The sequence below is a fragment of the Streptomyces sp. NPDC047117 genome, from assembly GCF_040643545.1.
Classification (GTDB): Bacteria; Actinomycetota; Actinomycetes; order Streptomycetales; family Streptomycetaceae; genus Streptomyces.
Genome location: NZ_JBEYUN010000003.1, coordinates 470,518 through 496,089, shown reverse-complemented (window position 1 = coordinate 496,089; position 25,572 = coordinate 470,518). Strand labels below are relative to the sequence as shown.

24 protein-coding genes and 1 pseudogene are annotated in these 25,572 nt (G+C 69.1%); 11 read left to right on the top strand and 14 right to left on the bottom strand.

The features are described 5' to 3' along the window. Positions 1 to 9 precede the first annotated feature (9 nt). Entirely contained in the window at positions 10 to 531 is a 522-nt protein-coding gene (locus ABZ840_RS08300; protein ID WP_361555196.1) for a hypothetical protein, read from the bottom strand. A 203-nt stretch (positions 532 to 734) separates the two neighbouring features. Here ABZ840_RS08300 and ABZ840_RS08295 point away from each other — a divergent pair, with 203 nt between their 5' ends. The 6 genes from ABZ840_RS08295 (at position 735) to ABZ840_RS08270 (ending at position 3,668) form a co-directional block, all read left to right on the top strand. Further along, positions 735 to 1,292, top strand: coding sequence for a sigma-70 family RNA polymerase sigma factor (locus ABZ840_RS08295; RefSeq protein ID WP_361555193.1), 558 nt, complete (start codon positions 735 to 737; stop codon positions 1,290 to 1,292). Further along, positions 1,282 to 1,938 (top strand): anti-sigma factor, encoded by a 657-nt coding sequence (locus ABZ840_RS08290; protein ID WP_361555190.1) that lies wholly within the window; start codon positions 1,282 to 1,284, stop codon positions 1,936 to 1,938. The genes ABZ840_RS08295 and ABZ840_RS08290 overlap by 11 nt, the downstream gene beginning before the upstream one ends. Positions 1,939 to 2,167: 229 nt before the next feature. After that, the gene (locus ABZ840_RS08285) at positions 2,168 to 2,569 is read left to right on the top strand and encodes a DUF3592 domain-containing protein (RefSeq protein ID WP_361555187.1); all 402 of its coding nucleotides are present in this window, start codon (positions 2,168 to 2,170) and stop codon (positions 2,567 to 2,569) included. 285 nt (positions 2,570 to 2,854) lie between these two features. Beyond that, positions 2,855 to 3,202, top strand: a complete 348-nt coding sequence (locus ABZ840_RS08280) for a thioesterase (protein ID WP_361555184.1) — start codon at positions 2,855 to 2,857, stop codon at positions 3,200 to 3,202. Positions 3,203 to 3,286: 84 nt separating this feature from the next. Next, positions 3,287 to 3,478 carry a hypothetical protein gene (locus ABZ840_RS08275; protein ID WP_361555181.1) on the top strand — a complete coding sequence of 64 codons (192 nt, stop codon included), beginning with the start codon at positions 3,287 to 3,289 and terminating at the stop codon, positions 3,476 to 3,478. A 40-nt stretch (positions 3,479 to 3,518) separates the two neighbouring features. Further along, entirely contained in the window at positions 3,519 to 3,668 is a 150-nt protein-coding gene (locus ABZ840_RS08270) for a hypothetical protein (protein ID WP_361555178.1), read from the top strand. Here ABZ840_RS08270 and ABZ840_RS08265 read toward each other — a convergent pair. The 6 genes from ABZ840_RS08265 to ABZ840_RS08240 form a co-directional block, all read right to left on the bottom strand. Then, on the bottom strand, positions 3,638 to 6,034 hold the full coding sequence (locus tag ABZ840_RS08265) for an FdhF/YdeP family oxidoreductase (protein WP_361555175.1): 2,397 nt from the start codon (positions 6,032 to 6,034) through the stop codon (positions 3,638 to 3,640). The genes ABZ840_RS08270 and ABZ840_RS08265 overlap by 31 nt on opposite strands. A gap of 224 nt (positions 6,035 to 6,258) precedes the next feature. Continuing rightward, complete coding sequence (locus ABZ840_RS08260; RefSeq protein ID WP_361555172.1) at positions 6,259 to 8,814, bottom strand: ATP-dependent Clp protease ATP-binding subunit; 2,556 nt, start codon at positions 8,812 to 8,814, stop codon at positions 6,259 to 6,261. Between the two features lie 451 nt (positions 8,815 to 9,265). Beyond that, the gene (locus tag ABZ840_RS08255) at positions 9,266 to 10,648 is read right to left on the bottom strand and encodes an MFS transporter (RefSeq protein WP_361555169.1); all 1,383 of its coding nucleotides are present in this window, start codon (positions 10,646 to 10,648) and stop codon (positions 9,266 to 9,268) included. 194 nt (positions 10,649 to 10,842) lie between these two features. Next, positions 10,843 to 11,298: an RpiB/LacA/LacB family sugar-phosphate isomerase gene (locus ABZ840_RS08250; protein ID WP_361555166.1), complete on the bottom strand. Its 456-nt coding sequence runs from the start codon at positions 11,296 to 11,298 to the stop codon at positions 10,843 to 10,845. A gap of 90 nt (positions 11,299 to 11,388) precedes the next feature. Continuing rightward, positions 11,389 to 11,529 (bottom strand): hypothetical protein, encoded by a 141-nt coding sequence (locus tag ABZ840_RS08245; protein WP_361555163.1) that lies wholly within the window; start codon positions 11,527 to 11,529, stop codon positions 11,389 to 11,391. Continuing rightward, positions 11,529 to 12,548 carry a LacI family DNA-binding transcriptional regulator gene (locus ABZ840_RS08240; RefSeq protein WP_361555160.1) on the bottom strand — a complete coding sequence of 340 codons (1,020 nt, stop codon included), beginning with the start codon at positions 12,546 to 12,548 and terminating at the stop codon, positions 11,529 to 11,531. Before ABZ840_RS08240 ends, ABZ840_RS08245 begins: the two co-directional genes overlap by 1 nt. Before the next feature lie 333 nt (positions 12,549 to 12,881). Here ABZ840_RS08240 and ABZ840_RS08235 point away from each other — a divergent pair, with 333 nt between their 5' ends. The 4 genes and pseudogenes from ABZ840_RS08235 (at position 12,882) to ABZ840_RS08220 (ending at position 17,477) form a co-directional block, all read left to right on the top strand. Further along, on the top strand, positions 12,882 to 13,259 hold the full coding sequence (locus ABZ840_RS08235; protein ID WP_361555157.1) for a hypothetical protein: 378 nt from the start codon (positions 12,882 to 12,884) through the stop codon (positions 13,257 to 13,259). 237 nt (positions 13,260 to 13,496) lie between these two features. After that, positions 13,497 to 15,833 (top strand): molybdopterin cofactor-binding domain-containing protein, encoded by a 2,337-nt coding sequence (locus ABZ840_RS08230; RefSeq protein WP_361555154.1) that lies wholly within the window; start codon positions 13,497 to 13,499, stop codon positions 15,831 to 15,833. A gap of 10 nt (positions 15,834 to 15,843) precedes the next feature. Next, complete coding sequence (locus ABZ840_RS08225; protein ID WP_361555151.1) at positions 15,844 to 16,320, top strand: 2Fe-2S iron-sulfur cluster-binding protein; 477 nt, start codon at positions 15,844 to 15,846, stop codon at positions 16,318 to 16,320. Between the two features lie 270 nt (positions 16,321 to 16,590). Further along, positions 16,591 to 17,477 (top strand): annotated as a pseudogene (locus ABZ840_RS08220) (LLM class F420-dependent oxidoreductase). A gap of 454 nt (positions 17,478 to 17,931) precedes the next feature. On the opposite strand, the gene ABZ840_RS08215 reads toward ABZ840_RS08220, so the two are convergent. The 7 genes from ABZ840_RS08215 to ABZ840_RS08185 form a co-directional block, all read right to left on the bottom strand. Next, positions 17,932 to 19,257 (bottom strand): alpha-glucosidase/alpha-galactosidase, encoded by a 1,326-nt coding sequence (locus ABZ840_RS08215; protein ID WP_361555148.1) that lies wholly within the window; start codon positions 19,255 to 19,257, stop codon positions 17,932 to 17,934. Then, positions 19,254 to 20,210 (bottom strand): carbohydrate kinase family protein, encoded by a 957-nt coding sequence (locus ABZ840_RS08210; RefSeq protein WP_361555145.1) that lies wholly within the window; start codon positions 20,208 to 20,210, stop codon positions 19,254 to 19,256. Before ABZ840_RS08210 ends, ABZ840_RS08215 begins: the two co-directional genes overlap by 4 nt. A gap of 61 nt (positions 20,211 to 20,271) precedes the next feature. Further along, positions 20,272 to 21,168, bottom strand: coding sequence for a carbohydrate ABC transporter permease (locus tag ABZ840_RS08205; protein WP_361555142.1), 897 nt, complete (start codon positions 21,166 to 21,168; stop codon positions 20,272 to 20,274). Continuing rightward, positions 21,165 to 22,109, bottom strand: coding sequence for a sugar ABC transporter permease (locus tag ABZ840_RS08200; protein WP_361555139.1), 945 nt, complete (start codon positions 22,107 to 22,109; stop codon positions 21,165 to 21,167). The genes ABZ840_RS08205 and ABZ840_RS08200 overlap by 4 nt, the downstream gene beginning before the upstream one ends. 10 nt (positions 22,110 to 22,119) lie before the next feature. Beyond that, on the bottom strand, positions 22,120 to 23,448 hold the full coding sequence (locus ABZ840_RS08195; RefSeq protein ID WP_361555136.1) for an ABC transporter substrate-binding protein: 1,329 nt from the start codon (positions 23,446 to 23,448) through the stop codon (positions 22,120 to 22,122). Between the two features lie 211 nt (positions 23,449 to 23,659). Then, positions 23,660 to 24,481, bottom strand: a complete 822-nt coding sequence (locus ABZ840_RS08190; RefSeq protein ID WP_361555133.1) for an endo alpha-1,4 polygalactosaminidase — start codon at positions 24,479 to 24,481, stop codon at positions 23,660 to 23,662. A 294-nt stretch (positions 24,482 to 24,775) separates the two neighbouring features. Beyond that, positions 24,776 to 25,030 carry a hypothetical protein gene (locus tag ABZ840_RS08185; protein WP_361555130.1) on the bottom strand — a complete coding sequence of 85 codons (255 nt, stop codon included), beginning with the start codon at positions 25,028 to 25,030 and terminating at the stop codon, positions 24,776 to 24,778. Between ABZ840_RS08185 and ABZ840_RS08180 the strand changes: the two genes are divergently transcribed. Further along, positions 25,023 to 25,427, top strand: coding sequence for a hypothetical protein (locus ABZ840_RS08180; RefSeq protein ID WP_361555127.1), 405 nt, complete (start codon positions 25,023 to 25,025; stop codon positions 25,425 to 25,427). The genes ABZ840_RS08185 and ABZ840_RS08180 overlap by 8 nt on opposite strands. Positions 25,428 to 25,572 lie beyond the last annotated feature (145 nt).

The window sequence follows — 25,572 nt, the reverse complement described above, 5'->3', positions numbered from 1 at the left end:
CCTCCCCCGTCACTTGCCGGAGTCGAGCTTCACGGCGTGCCAGACGCCCTTGACACCGTCGCCGGTGGTCTGGCCGGGCTTGGTGTCCTTCGCGAAGCGGTACACCGGCTTTGCGTTGTAGGAGACCTGGACGGTGCCGTCCGCGCGCTCGAAGTGTCCGAGCTTGCCGGGAAGTTCCGCTCCCTCGGCGGGGTGCGGTGTCCCGGTCGTCGGCGGCCACAGGTCGGCGCACTTCCCGGCACACGCCGACTTGCCGTCGGAGTCCTTGTCGAAGGTGTAGAGGGTGAAGCCCTTGCCGTCGGTCAGCACCGTGCCGAGGCCGGTCTTCCGGGAGGCCAGTTCGGCCTGCCGGGTGTCGCCGCCGGCCGCCGCCGAGGCCGAGGGCTTTTTCGCGGGCTTGTCGTCCTGCTTCTGCCCTTCCTGCGACCCGCCACCGCCGCAGGCCGACAGCAACAGGGCTCCGCCGACCGCCGTCGCCAGGGCCACGCCCGTCCGCCGGCCCACCATCGCCATGACCGTCCCGCTGAGCATCGCAACTCTCCGTTCGCAGCTGTTGAGGATGAGTAACCAATGGGGGATACGGGCCCTGCGCGGCGCACCTTCACCAACGCTGGGTGTGTGACATGTCACAGGGATGGAGGTGGGTGAGGTGGTGAAGTTTTCGGCGGGCCGGCTCGTATACCCCTGTGAGATCGGGGATTTGGCGCTGTGACGATGTGCTGGGAGGTGGTGCCATGCTGCGGCCGGTTCCGCGCAAGCGAAGAGGTCGGCTCGACGACGAAGTGGTGCTGCGCGAGGCGTACGAGGAACATGCCGAGGAGTTGTTCGCCTTCGCCCGTCGCTCGCTGAGCGATGCGGGGGTGGCCGAGGAGGTCGTGCAGGAGACGTTCCTGCGGGCCTGGCGGTCCGCCGACCGGTACGAACCGGCGACGGCGTCGTTGCGCACCTGGCTCTTCTCGATCTGCCGCAACATCGTCATCGACGCCCACCGCGCCAGGGCTGTCCGGCCCCGGTCCGCGGACACCGACCCGAAGGACGCCGCTCCGGCCGACACCCCGGTCCATGAACCGCTGGAGCAGCTGCTGGTCGGGCTGCAGGTGGAGGAGGCCCTGCGCAGACTCTCCGACCAGCACCGTCTGGTCCTCGTGGAGGTCCATCTGCGCGATCGGCCCGCCGCCGAGGTCGCGGATCAGCTGGGCATCCCGGAAGGCACGGTCCGCAGCCGCGTCTACTACGCACTCAAAGCGCTCAAACTCGTCATGGAGGAAATGGGGTGGCAGGGTGAACACTGACCAGTGTCGGCACAACCGGACCCTGCTCGGCATGTACTCCCTCGGGCGGCTGGATTCCGTCCAGTCCGTGGCGGTGCAGGCGCACCTCGACGGCTGCCTGGACTGCCGCGCCGAACTGCGTGAACTGCGCGGCGTGGCCGCCGCGCTGGGCCAGGCCGACCCCGATCGGGTCGCCGAACCCTCCCCACCCCCTCCCGCCTCTCTGCAATCCGCCATCTTCACGGAGATTGCCAAGGAGCGGACCCGAAGCCGTCGTCCCAGGGCACGAATGCTCGCGGCCGCCGTGCTGGCAGTGTGCCTCGGGGCAGGAGCGGTAGTCGCACACGAGGCTGCCTCCCCCGGCGGCCGACCCGTGTCCTTCACCGCCCAGCCCGCGGGCGTACAGGCGTCGGCGGCGGTCGAGGGCAAGGGGTGGGGCACGATGGTGCACCTCGACATCGCCGGCCTGCCGCAGGGCAAGCGTTACATGGTCTGGCTGGAGCAGCCCGACGGCAGCCGGATGCCCGCCGGCAGCTTCATCGCAGGCGGCACCCGCACCATGTCGATGCAGCTGGCCGTGGGCCTGCCCATGACCGACGCCATGGCCCTGGGCATCAGCACCCCGACCGACAAACGCCCACTGCTGCGGGCGCCACTACGCTCGTAGGCCGCTGGGCCGCGAGCCCCGCTGGGCCGGCTTTTCGCCGCGGTCGGCCGCGGCGGAGTGATCTGTCATGCCTTGTCGCACGATGCCACGCACCACCGAGGCACGTGCGCAGCCGAGTCTTCCGCCGCAGGTCAGCCCCCATCAGAGACCACAGCAACGGCTTGTATCGTCCCCCCTTGGCGCAGGAGACGTATGCAGAGCCGTGGAACGCGGAGGAAAGGAGGCGACCATGTTGTGGTTGGCGGTGCTGTTTCTACTGATGGGTCCCGTCGTGATCGGGTTCGGCATCCGGGAGGCCGCGCTCCAGCGACGCCTCCGCCATGAGGGGATCCGCACCGAGGGCCTGGTGGTCCGCCACCGCCGCAAGAGCTCCAGCGAGGGAGGGCACACCACTTTCGCAGTGGTCAACTTCGTCGATGCGCAGGGAGGCCCGCACGAGTTCCAGGCCCAGTCGTCCGGGGTCAAGGGCCTGCCTGTCGGCGGCCAGGCGCCGGTGCTCTACCTCCCCGGCGCCCCGAAGACCGCACGACTCGATATCTCCTCCAAGCGCGTTGGGCACCTCGTCGCCAGCTCCGTGGGCGGCATCGCATTCATGGCCATCGCAATATGGATGCTCTCCACCGACCGTTGAGCCGGGTCCTCGGAGCCGCAAGAGAATCATCATCAGCCAGCCCACTTCAGGGTCTCCGTCGGCGGTCGCGGCGGTCGTGTTGCCGCAGCGCAGCGAGGATTCCCGGGGCGGTTGACGGCTTCCGGGCGAAAGGCAGGCTGCTGGGCGAGGCCTCAGCGAAGTCCCTGCCCCGCCCAGCACTCGGACGTCGGCCCTCGCCTCTGACCGGTCGATCCGATGGGACGCCCCGAGCCGCGACGGCAGGTCCGTGAGCACGTCGCGTGGGCGCCGGGTTAGCGTGGGGTCATGCGCCATGAAGTGACCGACGTCGACACCGCGGTGGCGGTGGGCAGCGGCGATGTGCCGGTGCTCGCCACGCCGCGGCTCATCGCCTGGATGGAGGCGGACACCGTGCGGGCCGCCGAACCGTTCATCGGAACGGGTCAGACGACCGTGGGCACCGCGGTCCGGATCGAGCACACGCGTGCCACGCGGGTGGGTGGCAAGGTGGAGATCGTCACCGAGCCGCCGGCCGCCGCGTCCGGCCGACGGCTGACCTTCCGCGTGCAGGCGGTCGACGACTCGGGCGACCTGGTCGCCTCCGGCGAGATCGACCGTGCAATCGTCGATCGAGAGCGGTTCCTCAACCGGTGACGATCCCGGCAGCGAGATTGATGGCGGTGGCCAGGATGCTGGTGCCGAAAACGTAGGACAGACAGCCTCGGCGTCGTCTTTCCGATGCCGCTGGCGCTGCTGCTGACCGACCTGGTCGCTCCGGAACCCGCCGGGGCGCTCGTCCAGGCCCGGGCGCTGAGCAGCATTTTCGGCATCGTCGTCGCACTGCTCTGTACGCTGCTGGTGGCTCACGACCATGCGGCGGTCCGTGCGGAGCGTGCGCTGGTCGCGTGCATGGAGCGCCGGGCGCGCTGAACAGGCGCCGACCTACCGGCTGGAGCCGTGGTTCCCCGTTGTGCAGACGCAGCCGGCCGCGGCGGTGGTGGAGCTGCGCGAGGCCGATAACGCCGCGGCGGGCGAGCTGTGGCGGGCGGGGGTCGACCCCACCGAGCTCGCCACCGCGGAGCAGCGTGCCTACGTGTTGCTGGAACGGCTCGCCCGCTGACGGCTGCCATTCCGGGTGGCCGGTTCGACGGTGACCTTGAGGTGCTTCATGAGCGGCTGATCGCTCTGGGTGCTGTAGTCGCGGATCGACAGCAGCACGTTCATCTCCGGCATGTAGCCGGCAGCGCAGCCGCGGGGCATGTCGTAGGGGATGGCGAGGTAGCCGTTGAGGTGGCGCTTGCTGCCGTCCTTGGCGGTGCTGGTGATGTCGACCGGGTCGAACTCGGAGATACCGCGCTCGCGCATGTCGTCCGCGTTCATGAAGACGAGCGTGCGCAGGTTCTTGATGCCGCGGTAGCGGTCGTTGTCGGAGTAGATCGTGGTGTTCCACTGGTCGTGGGAGCGCATGGTGCCCAGCGCCAGTGTGCCGGGGGCGGGGATCACGTCGGGCAGCGGTGCGGCGGAGAACTCCGCGCGTCCGGAGGGTGTGCGGAAGACCAGTTCGCGCGCGGGCTGCTTGATGCGGAAGCCCAGCGGCAGACGTACGCGGCGGTTGAAGTCCTCGAATCCGTCCAGGACTTGAGCCATGGTGTCGCGGATGCGGTCGTAATCCTCGATGTACCACTCCCAGGGGGTGTCGCTGCCGGGGAGGGCGGCACGGGCGATGCCGGAGAGGATGGCGGGCTCGGAGAGCAGATGCGGCGAGGCGGGGCGCTTCATGCCGACAGACAGGTGCACCATGCTCATCGAGTCCTCGACGGAGGTGCTCTGGATTCCGTGGGTCTGGTGGTCCTTCTCGGTGCGTCCCAGACAGGGCAGGATGAGGGCCTGGCGGCCGTGGACGAGGTGGCTGCGGTTCAGCTTGGTGCTCACCTGTACGGTGAGGTCGCAGTTGCGCAGCGCCGCGTACGTGTACGGGGTGTCGGGCGCGGCGAGGGCGAAGTTGCCGCCCATGCCGAAGAACACCTTCACCTCGCCGCGGTGCATCGCCTCGATGGTGCCGACGGTGTCCAGGCCGTGTTCGCGCGGCGGATCAATGCAGCAGACCTCGGCGAGGCGGTCCAGGAACTCCTGGGTGGGTCGGTGGTCGATGCCGCAGGTGCGGTTTCCCTGTACGTTGCTGTGCCCGCGTACGGGGGAAGGTCCGGCGCCCTCCCGTCCCAGGTTTCCGCGCAGCAGAAGCAGGTTGACGATCTCGCGGACGGTGTCCACGCCGTGCTCGTGCTGGCTCACGCCCAGGCACCAGCTGACGATGGAGCGGTCGGCGTCGCGGTAGACCCGTGCCGCCTTGAGGATGTCGGCGCGGCCGAGCCCGCACTGCTGCTCGATCTCCTCCCATGGCGTGGCCTCGCACAGCTCGCGGTACTCCTCGAAGCCCGCGGTGTGGCGGTCGATGAACTCCTGGTCCAGTGCCTTGGGGTCGGTGCCCGACTGCTCCAGGACCGCCTTGGCCATGCCGCGCAGCAGTGCCATGTCGCCGCCGATGCGTGGCTGCAGGTTCAGGGTGCTGGTCCTGGTCGACTTGAAAAGTGCCATGTCCATGAAGTCGTGCGGGACGATGGTGCGGGTGGCGGCCGCCTCGACCAGCGGGTTCACGTGCACGATCTGGGCGCCGCGGTGGTAGGCCTCGGCGAGCGCGGTGAGCATTCGGGGTGCGTTGGAGGCGGCGTTGACTCCCATGATGAACAGGGCGTCGGTGGTTTCCCAGTCCTTGAGATCGGCGGTGCCCTTGCCGGTGCCGAGGGATGCCTGCAGTGCGCGGCCGCTGGCCTCGTGACACATGTTGGAGCAGTCGGGCAGGTTGTTCGTGCCCAGTTCCCGGGCGAGCAGCTGGTAGAGGAAGGTGGCTTCGTTGCCGAGCCGGCCCGAGGTGTAGAACGAGGCCTGATGCGGGCTGTCGAGTTCGCGCAGGGCGCGGCCGGCCAGCTCGAACGCGTCCTTCCAGCCGATGGGGACGTAGTGGTCGGACTCGGGGTCGTACACCATCGGCTCGGTGAGCCGGCCCTGGTCCTCCAGCGCGAAGTCGCTCCACTCGGACAGCTCACTCACCGAGTGGGCCGCGAAGAATTCCCGGCCGACCCGCTTGCGGGTCATCTCCCAGGTGACGTGCTTGATGCCGTTCTCGCAGATGTCGAGGTGCAGGCCCTTGGTGTCGTCCGGCCATGCGCATCCGGGGCAGTCGAAGCCACCGTTCTCGTGATTCATCTTGAGAATGGCCCGCGGCCCGTCCGTGTACGCACCCTCGCGCACCAGGAAACCGGTGACACTCTTGGCGGCTCCCCAGGCCGCGGCGGGGTGGTGGTAGGGCTCGAAGTGCGGCTCCCCCTGCGGCTCGGGTCCCACGCGAGGCTCCCGCTTCTCCTGCTCTTCCGAGGTGGTCACGCGTGTCACCCTTTCGCCCCGGGGGCATGGGCCGAGATACGACATTCTCGATCAGGCTATGCCGGGGCGTGCACTCCCGCGAGGCGACTCGCGTTGCACTCACCCGGGCGGAACGCCTCAGCCCGTCAGTTACGACACGCCCAATGGGCGCGCGAGCGCGACGGTGGTGTTGCTGGGCGGGTCGCAGAAAGGCGACGCCAGGGGGTGACGGCTGCTGACGGTGGCTGTCCACGACTGACGGCGCCGAAGGCAGCCAACGGCCGGAACGGTCAGGGCGTGCTCCCAGAAGCCCCCTCGTCGCCCTCCGCGCTCTCGTCGCCCTGTGCGCCCTGGGTGTCCTTCGCCGTCCCCTTGCGTACGGTGCAGTGCAGGCTGTCGTCCTGCACGTCGGCGACGATCGTGTCACCGGGGTCGGCCTCGCCGCTGAGCAGCAGGGAGGCGAGGCGGTTGTCGAGCTCCGTCTGGATGGTGCGGCGCAACGGGCGGGCACCGAATTCCGGCTGGTACCCGTGGGCGACCAGGAGCTTCTTGGCCGCCTCGGTGACCTCCAGGTCGATGCCCTGGGCGTGCACGCGGCGCTTGCTCTGGTCCAGCAGGTGATCGACGATCCTCGACAGGTCCTCCTGGCCGAGGCCGTGGAAGATGATGATGTCGTCGATGCGGTTGAGGAACTCGGGCAGGAACCGCGCCCGCAGGTCCTCCATCAGCTGGTCCTTGATCTCGGACACATTGCCTTCGTGCGCGAGGATGCGCTGCGCGCCGATGTTGGACGTCATGATGACGACGCAGTGCCGGAAGTCGACGGTACGGCCCTGGGCATCGGTGAGCCGGCCGTCGTCGAGGACCTGGAGCAGCGCGTTGAAGACGTCGGTGTGGGCCTTTTCCACCTCGTCGAAGAGGAGCACGCTGTACGGCTGGCGGCGGACCTTCTCGGTGAGCTGGCCGGCCTCTTCGTACCCGACGTAGCCGGGAGGGGCACCGACGAGCCGGGCGACGGTGTGCTTCTCCTGGAACTCGCTCATGTCGAAGCGGATCATGCGGTCCTCGTCGCCGAAGAGCAGCTCGGCGAGCGTCTTGGCCAGCTCGGTCTTGCCCACACCCGTGGGCCCGAGGAAGAGGAACGAGCCGACGGGGCGGTTCGCGTCACCCATGCCCGCACGGCTGCGGCGTACGGCCTCGGAGACGGCGGTGACCGCCTCGTCCTGGCCGACGATCCTGGCGTGCATCTCCTCTTCCAGCTTGAGCAGCTTCTCCTTCTCGCTGGCGGTGAGCTGGGAGACCGGGATGCCCGTACGCCGGGAGACGATGTCGGCGATGTCGGAGGCGGTGACGGAGACGACGCCCTCGCGGCGCTCCTCGACGCCCGCGAGCTCGCCCTCCACCTCGGCGATCTCCCGCTTCAGCTCGCCGGCCTTCTCGAAGTCCTCGGCGGCGACGGCCTGGTCCTTCTCGCGCCTGAGCTTGGCGATGCGGTCCTCGCGGCTGACGACCTCGGTGGAGCGGCCCGCGCTGCGCAGGCGCACCCGGGCGCCCGCCTGGTCCATCAGGTCGATGGCCTTGTCGGGGAGGAAGCGGTCGCTGATGTAGCGGTCGGAGAGTTCCGCCGCGGCCGTCAGCGCCCCGTCGGCGAAGCGGACCTGGTGGTGCGCCTCGTACGCGTCGCGCAGCCCCTCCAGGATCTGCACCGTCTCCTCGACCGTCGGCTCCGGGATCAGCACCGGCTGGAAGCGGCGCTCCAGGGCGGCGTCCTTCTCGATGTGCTTGCGGTACTCGTCGATGGTCGTGGCGCCCACGACATGGAGCTCGCCGCGCGCCAGGGCGGGCTTGAGCATGTTGCCCGCATCCATCGAGCCCTCGCCCGTCGCACCGGCGCCGACGACCGTGTGCAGCTCGTCGATGAAGAGGATGATGTCGCCGCTGGCGGCCTGGACGTCCTCGATGACCTTCTTCAGCCGTTCCTCGAATTGGCCTCGGTACTGTGCCCCGGCCACCATGCCGGACATGTCGAGCGCGACGACCCGCTTGCCCTTCAAGGTGTCGGGGACCTCCCCCGCCACGATCCGCTGCGCCAGCCCCTCGACGATGGCGGTCTTGCCGACACCGGGCTCGCCGATGAGCACGGGGTTGTTCTTGGAGCGCCGCGAGAGGATCTCGACGGTCTGCTCGATCTCCTCGGACCGGCCGACCACCGGATCCAGCTTTCCCGCCTTCGCCTCGTCCGTCAGATCCCGCCCGAACTCCTCCAGTGTCGTGGCAGGCTTCTTCGCCTCGGTGGGGGAACCCTCCGAGCGGGCCGCCTGCTCCGTGAGCCCCCGCAGCTTCGGTACGTCCGTCTCCTCCGCGCGAAGCAGTCGGCCCGCGCCGCTGTCCGGGTCCGCCAGCAGCGCGCTGAGGATGTGCTCGGGGCCGATGTACGACACACCGGCCGCCTGCGAGTGGGCGTAGGCGGTGCCGAGGGTGCGCTTGGCCGCGGGCGTAAGGCCCGGTTCCGCGGACGGCTCGCCGGACTCCCGGGGCAACACCCTGGCGATCTCGGAGGCGAGGGTGTCGGGGTTCGCCCCCGCCTGGGCCAGCAGACTTCGCGCGGGGTCGACCTGAGTGGCCGCCCACAGAAGGTGCTCGGTGTCGAGATCGTCCGTACCGTCCTCGACCGCCCGCTGCGCTGCCAGGTTCAAAAGCTCCTGTGAGGATTCCGTCAGCAGCCGTCCGATCGGAACGCGCTGCACGGCCGGGGGCGACGACGCCGGTGACATACCAAAGAACCTGTTCAGCAGCTCGCTGAACGGATCATTTGAACTAAAGGATGAGCCGAACGGCACCGTCATGACAGCTCCTCATGCGCAGGGAATCGAAACCCACTCAAGCGCGGGGGCATCCGGCCCGCAAGCGGAAGGGACCCGGTCACGCCACGCTCGCAGCACGTATCCAGCACGCCGGAGAAATTCCCCGATCACCTTCCCCGGACAGGTTCATGATGAGCAGGAATTCATGATGAGGACGAGGTCATGACGAGGAGGTATTGATGTTGCGCACGAGTTCGCGAGGGATTCCGGTGCCCAGTGACTCTGTCACTGGGCACCGGCCATTGCGGTGACCGGTCGTCGATCACGGGCTGGGGGCTGCAGGCGCAACTCCGGCAGCAGTCGGTTCAAGGTCCGTCCGGTGCGGCGGGAAGGCGTACGTCGTCACCCGTCCATACGCCGGTTGCACGCGACGAAAAGCCGGAGTCGAGCTTGTCGCTCTTCGGCGGTAGCCACCTCCGGGGAGGTGGTGAGTTCACTTCGACGGGGAGGGCGCTGTCGGGTCGGTTTGAAGTGTCTTTGTGGTATTCAGGGTGCTGCGTTCCTCCGCAACCAGACCACGTACACGCTCACGCTGCGCACGTCCCCAGGTCTCCTTTGTCGCCAGGATGCCGACGAGCCCGATGACCGCAGCGCCGAGGTAGAGCAGTGCGGCGCCGGGCCAGCCGAAGGCGCCCACGAGAGCGGCGGCGAGAAGGGGGGCGAAACCGCCGATGGCTGCCGCGATTTGGTAGCCGAGCGAGGCTCCCGAAGTGCGAGTCGCGGTGCGGAACTGTTCGGTGAGCAGAGAGCCCTGGGTACCGGTCAGCGATGCGTGGATGAGTCCGATGCCGACGATGAACACGGTCACGACCAGAACTGGCTGAGCCGAGTTGGTGAGCAGATACATCGGGAACGCGAAGAGGACTGCCGCCGTGCAGGCGGTGATGTAGATGGGCCGGCGTCCAATGCGGTCGGTGAGGGCCCCGGCGAGGAAGGTGACTGCGATGGCCAGAATGCTGGCGGCAGTGATCGCGGCCAGGGCGACGGGGCGCAGTTCCGGATTACGTTCGGTGACGTAGCTGAGCAGGTAGGTGGCGGTGGAGTAATAGGCGAAGGATTCGACGACGCGCAGGGCAATGACCCGCAGGATTCCCTGCCAGTCGGCTGCCAGGGTCGCACGGAGCGGGTTCTTCTCGGTCGTGCCGCCGGCCTGGGCCTCCTGGAACTCGGGGGATTCGGAGAGCCGGGAGCGGACGATCAACGCGACGACTACAAGGACGGCGCTGAGCAGAAAAGGGACTCTCCATTGCCAGCTGCCATGGAGAGTGTCGCTCCATGCGAATACGCCACTGGCCAGGGCAATACCCAGTGGATTGCCTGACTGGGGAATGGCTGCGAACATTCCCCGGCGGTGCCAGGGTGCGTGCTCGTAGGCCATCGTGATCGCCCCGCCCCATTCGGCGCCGAATGCCAGGCCTTGGACCATGCGGATGGCCACGAGCAGGATGGGGGCAAGCACGCCGACTTGTTCGTATGTCGGTAGTGCGCCGATGAGGAACGTGGCGGCGCCCATGACGGTCATCGCTGCGACGAGGACGGGCTTGCGGCCGAGCTTGTCCGCGAAGTACCCGCCGATCGCGCCACCGAGCGGGCGCATGACGAATCCGACAGCCAGCGTGGCGAAGGAGAGCAGGGTGCCGACGAGCCGGTCGCTCTCGGGGAAGAAGACGGTTCCGAAGTAGAGCGCGGAGGCGGTGCCGTAGGCAATGAAATCGTAGTTCTCGACGCTGGTGCCGAAGGCTGCGGCAACCGCGGTCTTCACGCGGTCCTTGGAGCCGAGAGCGCTTCGCCCTTCGGCCGTGGCACTGATGGACATGGCTGATCTCCTTGATAGTTCGCCCGATCAATGCCGGCGCGTCTATGGGGTGAGGCAGTGGGGGCCGCGGGCCAAGCGGTCGAGTCCTTTGACTGGAGGTTTGGGGCATGCTGAGGAGGCGCCCGGCGCGGTTCATGACACGGCGTTCGGCGTGCTCGGTGGTTCAACTGCTCCCGGAGTGCTCGGACAGTTGGTCAGGAGGCCGGAGTCAGGGCGTCGAGGGCATTGAGTTTGGCGACCCGCCGGCGGGTGTCTTCGTCGTCGTCGAAGGCGGCGCCGAGGAACTCGCGGACGATGTCGGGCACGAGCGCATGTGGGACCAGCCAGGCCCCCATGGCGATGGCGTTGGCGTCATCGTGTTCAACGGCCTGATGGGCGGAGTAGGGCTCGTGGGCGAGGCCGCAGCGGATGCCGGGCAGCTTGTTGGCAGCCATGACTGCTCCCTGGCCGGTGCCGCACACGAGCAGGGCCCGGTCGGCGGAGCCGGAGAGCACGGCCTCGCAAGTGGTGCGGGTGATGTCGGGGAAATCGACAGGGTCGGCGCTGTGGGTGCCGCAGTCGATCACCTCGTGTCCCAGGGACTCAATGGCTTGGCGAACGGTGTCCTTGAGTCCGTATCCGGCATGGTCGGCGCCGAGGGCGACCTTCATCGGCTACTCCTTGGGGTTGAGGGTGCTCGGGAGCTGGGGGCTGAGGTTCTGGACACTCTGGAGAGCCGGGTGCGGCAGTGGCAGGTGGCGTCAGCCGGACACCGCGGTATGGCGTACGACCACCATGGCCGGACGCACCGCGGCGGCTTGGCGGACGTCAGACAGTCCGCCGAAGAGGTCGGTGTGTGCGACACCCGTGCCCGTGCCCGCGACGGTGATCTGATGGCACATCAGCCGCCTTCCGCGGCCCGGTCGACGAAGGAGGTGGGGACGCGCCGGCCGGATGCGGGTCGGCCGGCGATGAGGTCGACGAGTCCACGTACGCCGAGTCGGCCGATGGACGATGCGTCGTTGCGGACCGCGCTGATGGGCGGCGAAGCGAACTCGAACCAGTCGAGGTCATCGAAGGAGACCATTTCGATGCGGCCGGCCTGCTCTGCGCCGAGCCGCTCGCGCAGTGCGCGCACGGCGCCCAGTGTCGTGAGGCCGTTCGCGCCGAACACGGCGGTGAAGGGGGCGCCGCGGTCCAGGATGCGCCACATGGCCTCGGCCGCCCCGTCGGCGAGGAAATCACCGGCATCGATCAGCCCGTCGTCCGTGCTGATGCCGTGTGCCTGGCGCCCGGCGAGGTAGGCGGCTCGGCGCTCCGCTCCGGTGGAGATCTCCTCGGGGCCGCCGATGAAGGCGACATCGCGATGTCCTCGGCGCTGCAGCCAGGTGAGTACCTGCTCGACGCCCTGCGCGTTGTCCGTGCCGTACAGCGGGGCGTCGATGCCCTCGACCGTCCGGTTGAGGAATACGAGCGGCAGTCCGGAGGCGGCGGTTGCCGCAAGCCGTGGCGAGAGGGTGCTCTGCGGCGAGAAGAGAAGGCCGTCGACGCGCTGGCCGGCAAAGGTCTGAAGGTACGCGTCAGCCTGCTCGGCGTCCTCGTTGGCGTTGGCCAGCAGCACGGTGTATCCGTGGCGGCGGGCTTCCTGCTCGGCGGCGTGAGCGAGCTCGGAGAAGAACGGGTTACGGATGTCCGAGACGACCAGTCCCAGCACATCGGTCCGGGCCCGACGCAGGGAGCGAGCGGGGCCGTTGGCGACGTATCCCAGTTCGGCCGCAGCCGTGAGCACCCGGGACCGGGAGTCGGCCGAGGTCTGACTGCTGCCGCTGAGCACTCTCGAAGCAGTGCCGAGCGAGACCCCGGCCCGTGCCGCGACGTCCTTGATCGTGGCCAATCGCCCCACCTCCCTGTGGAACTCCATGGAAATGATGGAAACGTTTCCATGGCGTGAATGAATTCAACATCGCACATCAACCGCCACATCGACAAGGCCTCTCCCCCACGAAGGCGCAGCCGCTCCGGGGGCAACCGGACACCCCACAGTCGGCCCCGCGGTGTGTCCCGAGTCACGGGAACTCCTCGGCCCGGCCGGAGAGGTAGGTGGTGTGAGAGGTGATGAACAGGGAGAGCACCCGAACGGTGGGCCTCGACGACGGTCCAGGACTGGCTGCGCAAAGTACCGGGCCGCAGAGCCCGCAGACTGCTCGAGGTACTTGTCGCCGTCTCCTCGACGGCCGGCCTCAACCGCTACTCGATGCACGCCTTTGCCGAGGCGGTTCGCTACCAATGCGGACTGCCGACGATGCTGTCGACTGACGGCGGCGCCCAGGAGCGACTGATCGTCGAGGGCGCGGGGACACTCCCGGAACGGCTGTTGGCCGCCGACTTCGGACCGCGAGTACTGACCGATCACGGCGTGACGTCGAGCCTCCTCGTGGCCGGGCCGGAAGCCAGAGAGCTGGACCAACTGAACACCTTCGGCCGCCACCAGGTCCTGCCCAGCCCGCTCGCGCCGCACATCGGACACGAGGGTCGGCGACATTCGCTGGGGGCGGCACCGAGGCCGCGAGCGAACACGCCGGCTACATCGAGGGCGCCATTCAATCCGGCGAGCGTGCCGCTCGCGAAGTGATCGAGAGCATGCCGCGCACCGCCGCCCGGAGCGAGACAGACACGGCATGAACCGCGAGGAAGCCGCGCCCCCCAGCAGCCGACCCACCGAGCTATCGAGCTATCGAACAGAAAAATGCCACGCCATGGCCGGCCCCCTCCCGCTGCGGATCAACGACATGTACAACAGCTGGCACGCCGCGTCGCGCCGTAACCGAAGACAGAAGGTACTTGATGAGCGATCAGAAAGGGCTGGTCCATGACCCTCAGCCGATCCGTGTCTGAATCCGGCAGTGCGAGCGGGGGCGTCTCCCGCCGTGGTTTCCTCGGCTACGTCCTCGCGGCCGGCACCCTGGTCGTCGCCACGGACATCCGGCTCGGCACTCCGGCGTACGCCGCGGTGCCCTCGCCGCCACAGCCGCCCGAGCTGTACGACCTCAATGACCTCCTCACCGATGCTGCCCGCCCCACGTCGCAGCTGATCACGATCACCGTCGAGTCCGACGGCACCGCGTCGTTCGCGATGCCGCGGCTGGAGGTCGGTCAGGGCATCACCACCTCCACGGCGATGATCATCGCCGAAGAACTGGACCTGCCCGTGGACAAGGTACGGGTCACCCTGGCGCCGGCGCGGCCCGAGCTGCTCTTCAATCAGCTCACCGGCGGGTCCAACACCACCATCTCCACGTTCACTCCGGTGCGGGTGGCAGCGGCGATCGCGAAGCACCAGCTCCTCGAAGCAGCGGCGATCGAGCTCGGCTCCACGGTGGCGCTGCTGAAGTCCAAGGCCGGTGTCATCACCGCACCGGACGGCTCCTCGGCGACCTACGGCCAGCTGGCAACCAAGGCAGCCGCACACGACACCAAACAGGTGACGATCGCCCCCGAGCAGCTGAGGGCGACCAGCGACTTCCAGGTCGTCGGCAAGCCGCAGAACAGGGTGGACGCACACGACATCGTCACCGGCAAGAAGCAGTTCGCCATGGACCTCGATATCCCCGGCGCCCTGCCCACCATGATCTGCCGACCACCGACGCTGAACGGGTCCCCGAAGGCGATCCGCAACGCGGCCGCGGTGCTGTCCCTTCCCGGTGTCACCGACGTCGCAATGATCACCACGGGTGTGGCGGTCCGCGCAGAGACGTTCGGCCAGTGCATCGACGCGGTGCGCGCGCTCGACGTCGACTGGGGCCCCGGGAGCGTGGAGGGTGAGGACGACGAGTCGGTACTGGCCGGCCTGCGCAAGGCCGAACTCCCCCTCGCCGTACCGAAAGTACCTGTCCTGACCCGGCACATCGACGCCGACTTCGAGTTCATGTTCCGCTCCAGCGCGGCACTGGAGCCGTACGCCGCCGTGGCCGACGTGCGTTCCGACAGAGCCGAGATCTGGGCCGGGCTGAAGGCGCCCATCGTCGCCCAGGGTGAGGTCGCCGAGGCGCTCGGTCTGCCGCAGAGCAAGGTGAAGGTCAATGTCGTCACCGGTGGCGGGTCGTTCGGGCACAAGTTGTTCGGCGACCACGCCGTCGAGGCCGCGCGGGCATCGAAGGCGTTGGGCAAGCCGGTGCGACTGATGTGGCATCGGGCCGACGAGCCGCGCCAGGGGCGGGTGCATCCGATGGCCACCTCGCGGATCCGGGCAACCTACCTCGCGGGCAACGTGCTCACCTTTGAACAACGGCATACGTCGGTGGAGACCTCGTTCCGGCACGGCCTGGGCGAGATGCTCACCGCGGTCGCGTCCAAACTGCCCGCCGGGGTGGGCAACCTCGGGTTCGCCGAAACCATTTACGCACTCACCCAGGAGCTGCCCTACGACTTCGGTGTCGTCACCCAGACGCTCACCGAAACCGACCGGCGTTTCAACACCGGCTCCATGCGCAACATCTACTCCCCCGACGTGGCCTGCGCCAACGAGTTGGTGGTGGACATGCTGGCCAAGGCGATGGGCAAGGACCCGCTCGCCTTCCGGCTCGGATTCCTGAAGGACGACCGGGCCAAGGCCGTGCTGCGGAAGGTCGCCGAGGTCGGCGGCTGGGGGCGGAAGATGCCTGCCGGCACAGCGCAGGGCATCGCCGTCCACAAGGAGTACAAGGGCGTGACCGCGTGCCTGGTCGAGATCGACTGCCGGCCGGAGACGGTGAACCGGAAGGTGCGCGACGGTGTGGCGGGACCGCGGGTGACCAAGGCCGTCATCGCGATCGACGCCGGGTTGGTGATCAACCCGCGCGGCCTGGAGGCGCAGATGATGGGGTGCTTCGCCGACGGCCTGGCGCTCGCACTGACCGGCAGTCTGCACTTGCGGGACGGCCACTTCCTGGAAGCCAGCTGGGACAACTACTTCTACACCCGGCAGTGGAACGTCCCGCCCGACTTCACCCCGATCGCGATGCCCTCCAGCGGCGACCAGCCGGGCGGCGCCGGGGAGGCCGGCGTGGCCTGCTCCGTCGCCGCGGTCGCCTGCGCATACGCGCGGGCCACGGGGAAGGTGCCGAAGAGGTTCCCCATCAACCACGACGACCCCATCGGCTTCGAGGTCAAGTCGTTCATCCCGCCCGTACCCGAGTCGCCGACCGACGGCCTGAGCTGGACCTACTGAGGAGAGCACGATGAGCAAACACACCTTCGTCGTCAACGGGAAGCCGGTCACCGTCGACGTCGACGACGACGTACGCGTGCTGTGGGTGCTGCGCGACGTTCTCGGCATACGCGGGCCCAAGTACGGCTGCGGCATCAACGTGTGCAAGGCCTGTACCTCGCATGTCAACGGCAAGGCGTTCAACCCGTGCGCGGTGCGGGTGGCTGACATCGGCGAGCACGACGAGATCACCACGATCGAGGGACTCCCCGACACGGTGGGCGCCGACCTGCACCCCATGCAGGAGGCATGGCTGGAGCACGACGTGGCGCAGTGCGGCTACTGCCAGCCGGGCCAGATCATGGCGGCCGTCGCCAAGGTGAAGCAGGTCCGCGCCGAGGGCCGGGAAATCAGCGACGCCGACCTCGACGAGATCCGCAACGTCTGCCGCTGTGGCACCTACTCCCGAATCCGCGAAGCGATCAAGGCCGGCGCAGCGCACATGTAGGCGCACCAGAAGCGCGAGACGCGTCGCGGAGGGGAAAGGACCTCCGCACGCGCCTCGGCGACCGTGGATTCATCGTGGGCGAACGCTCACCCCAGGCCGGCGCCCAGGGTCCGCTCCCTCGGCGCCGACCGAAGCAACGGCCGACGCCGGGGACACTGCGCTCCGGCACGCAGTACGACTACTACCGTCTCCACCGGATCAAGGTCAGGCGGGCGAGAACACGTCGCCGGCCGCGGGAATAGCTGCCGGGCCATTGCCCTTGTCCGAACCATGACTGTCACTGAAGACATCGGCACCATCGGCATCTGGACCGGAGCGTACGGGGCGCGGCACTCGGGCGACGCGGAGCGCCGTGCGGAGATCGCGGACGCCGCGGCGGAGCTGGACGAACTGGGTTACGGAACGCTCTGGCTCGGGGCAATCCGGGCGTGGCGAACGCCGTACCGGTCCTGGAGGCCACCCGGAACCTCCGCGTCGCCACCGGCATCCTCAGCATCTGGGAGCACGAGGCGGCCGCCGTCGCCGCTCAGTTCGCGGAGGCCGACGCCGCCTTCGACCACCGCTTCCTGCTGGGGCTGGGCGTCAGCCACGCGCAGCTCGCCGACGCCTACGCCCGTCCGTACTCCGCTATGAAGGACTTCCTGACCGGTCTGGACGAGGCGCCGGTGCCCGTACCGGCCGGCCGACGGGTGCTGGCCGCCCTCGGCCCCAAGATGCTGAAGCTCTCCCGTGACCGGGCGGCGGGCGCGCACCCGTACCTGGTCACGGTCGAGTACACCGCCCAGGCCAGGGCCGCGCTGGGCGACGACGCGACGCTCGCCCCCGAGCACAAGGTCGTCCTCGACACCGACTTCGCCCGCGGCCGGCAGACAGCCCGGAACTACCTCTCGTTCTACCTGGCGATGCCGAACTACACCAACAACCTCCAGCGGCTCGGCTTCACCGAGGAGGACTTCAAGGACGGCGGCAGCGACCGGCTCATCGACGCCCTGTTCGCCATCGGCGACGTCGACGCGGTCCGCCGGCACACCGACGACTTCCTCGCGGCCGGCGCGGACCACGTCGCGCTGCAGGTCGTCACCGCCGACCCGCTGGGCGACATCCCGCGAGCCGAATGGCGACGCCTGGCGGAGGCACTGCCACTGACCTCCCGCTGAACACTCACCGGCGCAGGGAACATCGGATACGCAGCGAACGGCAGCATCCTGCCACCCGTGCGCCGGTGTGCGGGAGGCCAATAGCCCCGGACACGTGCAGCCGTCCGGGGAGAACAGGCACGTACAGCCCTGGCTCTCAGCCCTTCACACAGAGGGCATGCTCCAGCTTGGCGACGACCGGGACCACATCGCGCCGCTGGGCAGAGACTGTCACGGCCGATGGGGCTGGAACGGTACCGGTACGTAGGCGAGCCCATGCGGCCCGAGCTGGGGCCGGAAGCGGGCCGGCAGGGTTGCGTGCGGCCATGAGCGAGGCAGTGGACGCCTCTGCTCGGGCGGCTGCCATGGGTGGCCTCCTCGAATGGGCCGGGCTGCCCACCCGCACCGCCGCGCGAGCCGCCCGCAGAGCGGAGGCGCTGGGGATGCGGTGGGACGCGGGTGGAGGAACGGCCGTTCAGCTGCCGAGGGTGGCTCGTAGCGCGGGCTGGAGGCGGTCGGCATGGGCGCGCACCATGTCGTCGCAGAGCTGCCAGATCCGCTCGACCGGCAGGGCGGCGGCGGTGGCCGGGTCGGTCATGGCGGCGTGCCGGATGTGGCGCGGATCGTCCTCCACCGCGGCCCGCACGACGAGGTCGTTCATGCTGAGGTACGTGCGGTTCAGGGCCGCCAGCTGCGAGGGAAGCGACCCGATCCGGGTGGGCTGCACTCCCGAGGCGTCGACGAGGCACGGCACCTCCACCACCCCGGTGCGCGGGAGGTTGTCGATCAGGCCGTGGTTGCGCACGTTGCCGTAGACGGTGCGAGGGGTGCCGGTGACGATGCTGTGGATGATCTGCGGGGCGTACTCCATCGTGCCCTCGACCGTCAGTGGCTCGCCGGCGGCCAGCGCGTCGCGGGTTTTCTCGTACGCGGCGACGTTCTCCTCGACGATGCCGAGGTAGGCGCCGACCGGCAGGCGGAGACGCTCGATCTCGCTGTCGTGGTGCAGGTACCAGGGCACGTACTCGGAGGAGTGTTCGCTGGTCTCGGTCGGGTAGTAGCCCAGCCTTCGGTACATGTCGACCCGGACCCTGCGGCGCAGCTGCTCCTCCCCCGCGATGAGTTCACTCTTGATGAGTTCGTCGAGGCGCCCGTACAGGTCGGTCTCTCCGTGCCGCAATTCCAGTACCCACGCCTGGTGGTTGACGCCCGCGGCCCGGTAGGTGACCTCCTGGTAGGGGACCTCCAGCAGGTCGGAGAGGTCGCGGATGGTCCAGTACACCGAGTGGCACAGGCCCACCACCTTGGTCAGGCCGGTGGCCTCGGCCAGGTACTGGACGTTCATCGCCATGGGGTTGGTGTAGTTCAGCAGCCATGCGTCGGGGCACAGTTCGGCGATGTCCGCGCCGAGCGCCCGCAGGTGGGGGAAGGTGCGCAGCGCGCGGAAGATTCCTCCGATGCCGAGGGTGTCGCCGATCGTCTGGCGCAGGCCGTAGCGCGCGGGGATCTCGAAGTCGGTACGGGTGGCCTCGCCCATGCCGATCTGGACGATGTTGATGACGAAGTCGGCGCCGGTCAGCGCCTCGCGGCGGTCCAGGTGGGCGGTGATTCGCGCGCCCGCGCCCAGGTGGCCGGCGATGTGGTGTGCGGCGGCCTCGGCGGTGTCCAGCCGTTCGGTGTCGATGTCGTGCAGCGCGATGTGCGCGTCCTTCAGTTCGGCGAAGGCGAAGAGGTCCGCGAGCAGGCCCTGGGTGAAGACGACGCTGCCGGCGCCGATGAAGGTGATCTTGGGACGGGTCATGACGGGGTCTCTCCGTTGCGGGTGACATGGGCGAGGGCTTCGTCCCACGTGGGTTGGGCTGAGGTGCCGCCGTGTGCCCGGGTGGACAGGGCACCGCAGGCTGCGGCGAACCGGAGGGAGTCCTCCAGGGGGAGGCCGGCGAGCGTGGCGGCGACGAATCCGGCGTCGAAGCTGTCGCCTGCGCCGACGGTGTCCTTGGGAGTGACGGAGGGGGCGGCGGCAGTGACGAGTCGGCGGCCGTCGTGGCAGAGTGCGCCCTCGGCGCCGTTCTTGACCGCGACGAGCGTGCCGTGGGTCGCGAGGTGCTCGGCCGCGGCCTGCGGGGTGCGGGCTATCGGCCCGGCCAGGCGCCCGGCCTCGTAGGCGTTGGGCAGCAGGATGTCCGTCGCGGCGAGGACCGGTGCGAGACGGGCCGCGTCCCACAGGCCCGAGGGATCGTCGTTGGTGTCCAGGGAGGTGACCGCGCCGTGGCCGCGAGCGGTCCGCAGCAGGTCGGGCAGGCTCTTGGCGAGCCGGGGCATCAGGAAGTAGGCGGCGGCGTGTACGTGTCTGCTGGTCATGAGCAGGTGGGCGGGGACGTCGTCGCCGGTGGTGGCGGCCAGTGTGCCGGGCGAGGTGAGGATGGCGCGGTCCTCCCCTCGCGTCACGACCACGGTCAGTGGCGTCGGGAGGGAGGCGTCGAGGTGCAGGAAGTCGGTGTTGACCCCGCGCTCGGCGAGGGTGTTCCGCACGTAACGGCCCGCGTCGTCGTCGCCGACGCGCCCGGCGAAGGCCACGCTCAGGCCGAGGCGTGCGGCGCCGCACGCCATGATCGCGGCTGAGCCACCGAGGGTGAGGCAGCCGGATTCCACCAGTTGCTCGCGTTGGCCGAAGGCGAGCGGTGCGGTCAGTGGGCCGAGGATCACGTCGGGGTTGGCGTCCCCGATGACGAGGAGGTCGAAGGTGTGCGGCATCGCGGATTCCAAAGGTCGTGTCGTTGTGTGAAGGCGTGGGGAGGTCAGCCCTGCTGGCGGATCAGCCCTTGAGGCCGCTGGAGGTGATGGACCGGATGAATGCCTTCTGCGCGCCGAGAAAGGCGAGCAGCACCGGCAGCACGGTGATCACGTTGCCCGCCATCACGGCGGACCAGCGGGTGTGATGCTGTCCCTGGAAGGTGGTCAGGCCCAGCTGGAGGGTGTATTGGGTGTCGTGGTTGATGGCGATCAGCGGCCAGGTGAGGTCGTTCCACGTGCTCAGGAACGTCAGTACGGAGACAGTGCTCAGCGCCGGCCGCGACAGCGGCAGCACGATGCGGAAGAGGACCCGCAGCCGGGAGCAGCCGTCGATCCAGGCCGCCTCCTCCAGCTCCCTGGGCAGGGAGAGGAAGAACTGCCGCAGCAGGAAGACCGCGAACGGTGTGACGAGGGAGGGCACGATCAGCGCGCCCAGGGTGTCGATGAGCCCCAGCCGCTTCATGACCAGAAACGTGGGGATCATCGTCAGCTGGAACGGGATCGCCATCGTGGCGAGCATCAGTACCAGCAACGCTCTGGAACCAGCGAATCGCATGCGGGCGAACGCGTAGCCGCCGAGCGCGCCGAACAGCAGGTTGGAGGCGACCGCCACCGCGGAGACGATGGCCGAGTTCAGCAGCCAGCGGGGGAACATCGCGTTGCCGAGGACATAGCGGTAGCCACCCAGGTCGATGCCCGAGGGCCACAGCGCCGGCGGAAAGCGGTTGATCTCCGCGTTGCTCATCACGGAGCTGAGCAGCAGCCAGATCAGCGGCACCGCGAAGAGCAGTGCAAGCGGCGCGAGCAGCACGTGCCACATGCTGAAGGGCAGCCGCGGGCGGCGGCGCCGCGCCGCCGGTGTGCCGGGTTCGACCGCGGAGCGGTGGGCGGTTTGCGGTGGCGCGGAGGTGGCCGTCATGACGTGGCTCCTTGGGTGCGGTCCCGGCCGCGTACCACGCGCAGCACGACGGCGATCACGAGAAGTGCCAGGGCCAGGACGTAGGCCGCCGCCGCCCCGTAGCCGGCGGTGAAGTTCTTGAACGCCTGCTCCCAGATGAAGTAGACGATCACCGTGGTCGAGCCGAGCGGACCGCCCTTGGTGGTGACGTAGACCAGGTCGAAGACCTGGAGCGACTGGATCGTCTGCCACAGCAGCAGGAACACACTGACGGGCGTGAGCGTGGGCAGGGTGACGTGGCGCAGCAGGTTCACCCGCCCCGCCCCGTCCAGCCGGGCCGCCTCGAGGAGTTCCAGCGGGACGTCCTGGAGGGCGGCGAGGTAGACCACGACGCAGAAGCCGGTACCGCTCCACAGGGTGATGGCGACCAGGACGAGCAGGGCTTGGGTGGGGTCGGTGAGGAAGCCCTGCGGGGAGATGCCCAGGTGGTGCAGTACCGCGTTGGCGGCGCCGAACTGCGGGTCGAGGATGAAGGAGAACAGCACGCCCTGCGCGGTGGCCGAGACGACGAAGGGCACGAAGATCAGTGTGCGGTACACACCGACGAACCTGATGCGCCGGTTCAGCGCGAGCGCCAGCACCAGCCCCAGGACGAGGCTGAGCGGCACGTACAACGCCGTGTACAGCAGGGTGTTGCGTACGGCCTGGCCGAAGTGCGGGTCCTGCACCAACGCCCGGTAGTTGTCCAGCCCCACCCAGCGGCTCGGTGTGACGAGGTCGTTGGCCTGGAAGGACAGCAGCAGCGACCACACGACCGGAACCACGCTGAGCCCGATGATGATGAGCACCGCAGGCGAGATGAAGGCCCAGGCGGTGGCCGACTCGCCACGGCGCCGTCGGCGCAGCGCACGCCGGCCGCGGTCGGCGTCGCTCAAGGTGATCGGCGAGGGAAGAGAGGGCATACGGGACTCCTCAACGCGGGATGAGCAGGGCAGCGTTGGCTTCCTGCGCACAGGAGCGGATCGCCTCGGCCGGCAAGCTCTTGCCGAGCAGTACGGCGACGATCGCCTGCCCGAGCGCCTGCGAGATCTGCGGGTAGGACGGATGCGCGGGCCGTACCCGGGCCGTCTCGACGGCCTTGGTGAACACCGGCAGCCCTGGGGTGTCCCGTGCGTGCCGTTGCCACGCCGGCAGGGCCTGGCTGTGGCGGCTCAGCGGCAGGCTGCCCGCCTCGACGTCCCAGCGGACGTCCTGGGCCGGCTGCGTCAGCCAGCCGATGAAGGTCCGGGCCGCCGCCGCCCGGGCGCCGCCGTTGTCGAAGAGGGTCCAGGTGTCCGGGCCCGAGATCGTCACCGGCCTCCGGCTGAAGCTGGGCAGCGGCACCACGTGGTAGTCGACCCCGGCCTGTGTGATGTCGGGGAGTTGCCACGGGCCGGTGGGGACCATGGCCATCCGGCCGGACAGAAACACCTGGTACATCTGCTCGCTGCCGGGCTTGGGGTCGATGTAGACACTGCGGTCGCGGGCGAGTGCGTGGACGACCTCCAGCGCCCGCACACCGGTCTCGGCGAACCCGATGTGCTTGCCGTCCTCGGCGATCACCTCGCCGCCGAGGTCCCAGATCATCGGCCACAGGCGCCACACGGTGTCCTCGTCGCCGGTGCCCGGCCACCCCGTCCCGAACGTGCCGCGCCCGGCGTGGGTGAGTCTGCGCGCGGTCTCCACGAACTCCTGCCAGGTCCAGCCGGCCTCGGGCAGCGGGAGCCCGACAGCGCGGAAGAGCTTGGCGTTGCAGACCACCGCCAGGGAGTCCAGTACGGCGGGTACGGCCCGGACGCGCCCGTTGACGGTGACCGCCTCGCGCGCCGCGGGCCAGTAGTTCTTCCAGCGGGTCGGCCCCTCCGCCACCATGGACGTCAGGTCGATGACCTGCGGGCTGCGGGCGACGCTGGCGAGGTCGGAGCCGAAGATGTACGCGATGTCGGGGTAGGCACCGGCGGCGAGGGCGGCCGTGACCTTCTGCAGCATCGAGTCCGCCAGGACTCCGCCGCCGAGGTCGACTCTGATGTGCGGGTGGGCGCGCTCGAAGTCGGCGACCAGCTTCTTGATGACGGTGGCGGCCGTGTCGGTCTGACCGTGCCACATCTGCAGGGTGATCCTGCCGTCGGCACCGGCGCCGGCCGCGGTGTCCGCGGCGCAGCCGGCAACGGTGGCCGCGGCCGCGGAGAGCGCCAGCGCACCGCCGCCTCGCAGGACGCCGCGGCGTGTGGGCCGGGGAACCGCGGATGAGACTGCAGCCATCTGTACCTCCAGGAAGAGCGGACGTCGCGATCCGCCGGGAACCAACGCAGCGGTGGCCGCCACGGGCAGGACGGCCCCTTTCCCGCCACACGCCGCACGCCGCACGCCGCACGCCGCACGCCGCACGCCGCACGCCGCGGGACCGTCGCCGTGTCACCGGTCCCGGACGCCCCCTGACGCCCAGGACCGGTACCACGGGATTGGTATCTGCTCAGCAGGTCTCGCGCACGTATCCCTTGCTGCCGACGGGGGAAACGTCCAGGTCACGGCGTACGATGCTCAGCTCGTCGCCCCAGCCCTCGCACGCCGTCGAGAGACCGTCGGCCGTGTACTCGATCACGATGACGTGGTCGCCGAAGGCCGAGGTGTACTGGTCGCACTCGTCCCATCTGCCGCACTCCTCGGCGATGGCGAAGTCGAGCCCGTTGGCGACTCGGTTTCCGGACAGCTCCGAGGTGTTCTTCTGTGCGATGGCCAGCCCCTTGTCGTGGGCGTGGGCGGAAAGCAGCTTGATGTAGGACTGTGCTTGTGCCTTACGAAGCAGCTTGCCCGAGCGGCTGAAGCTGTCGAAGTTGTCGGGCTCCACCGCGTCGAAGCCCTTGCTCGCACACTCGTCGATCCAGGTGTTCACCTTCGCGGCGACGCGCTGCCGCTTGTCGGCGGTGCGCACGTCGAGCAGGGCCTCGCCCCAGTCGTCGTCGTAGACGACTTCACCGTTCGCGTCACGCAGCAGCAGGTCGGAGTCCCAGTTCTTTTCCGCGCCCGGCTGGGCCTGGAAGGCGTTGACGTAGCAGATGTTGTACTTGCCGGCGGCCGGCGAGTCGCTGCGGTCACGGCTCACCACGTCCACACCGGCCGGCGGGGTGTACGCGCCGCCGATCTGGTAGTCGAATCCGGCGTGCGCCGGGGGAAGGGTGACGTCGCTCGGTCCGGCCGAGGCGATGGCCGGTGTGAGGAGGGAGGCCGCGAGGGCCACCGTGCCGGCCGCGGCAAGGCCCAGGGACCTACGGTGACGAACGAAGTTCAGGCTCATCAGGCGAGCTCCACGTGATGAGGGCACGTCCCCGCCTCGGACACAGACCGTGATCCTGGCGACTCAGTCCGGGCTCGTGGCGCAACGCCAACTACCGGCTAGGCGTACCTCTGCGTCGCGCGGTGAACGGCGACGTGACACGGAGTAAATCGAGCACCTCCTGTCATGTCAAGAGCGTGAAGTTGCGCGATACCAGACGGAGTCGCGCATCATCACGCAACTTCGCGGGCCACTCTTCGCCACGCGCAGACCCGGAGGCCGCCCCTGTAGACCACTGCCCGCCGCGAGCTGGATCTACGGTCTCACCCGGCCGGCCCGGGACTCCCGGTAGCGCTGTTCGGCGATGCTGGCGGTGGCCCTCGCCGCGCGCCGGTAGTGTTCGTACGCCCCGGCGCTGTCGCCGGTCTTCTCCAGCAGATGCGCCCGCACTGACAGCAACCGGTGGTGCCCGGCCATCCGGTCATCGCCGTCCAGCGGGGCCGGCAGAGCCAACCCGGCCCGTGGGCCGTTGGTCTCGTCGAGCGCGATCGCGCGGTTGAGGGTGACCATCGGATCGGCGTCGACGGGGGGACGCGCCCTGCCGCTGGCGATGACCGGCATCGCCGTACTGGCGCTGGGCACCGGCCCACTGTTCGCGCTGGGCACCGGGCTGGTACTCGGGTCGGTGCCGTCGGAGCGGGCCGGCGCGGCGGCGTCGATGTCGGAGACCGGCAACTACCTCGGCGGTGCTCTCGGCTTCGCGCTGCTCGGTGTACTGGCAGCGATGGTCTACCGCAGCAGGATGGACGGCACGTCCGACTCGCCGGCCGACGCGGTCGCTGCCGGCCGCCATCCTCCCGACGGCCGGGGCGCGGCACTGCTGCACACCGCGCGGGAGGCATTCACCATGGCTTGCACGTCACCGGCATCGTCGCCGTCGTCCTCTTCACCAGCCTCGCCGTACTGATCCTCACCATGCGCCCGGCAACCCGGACCGCTCCCGCCGGGCTCCCGGCCATGAGACGACTCGCGCATAGAACCAGCCGCGGCAGGCAACTCCTGTCCTCTCGCTGATGCGGGCCAGCAAACACATCGGCTCGGCGGGGCATCGG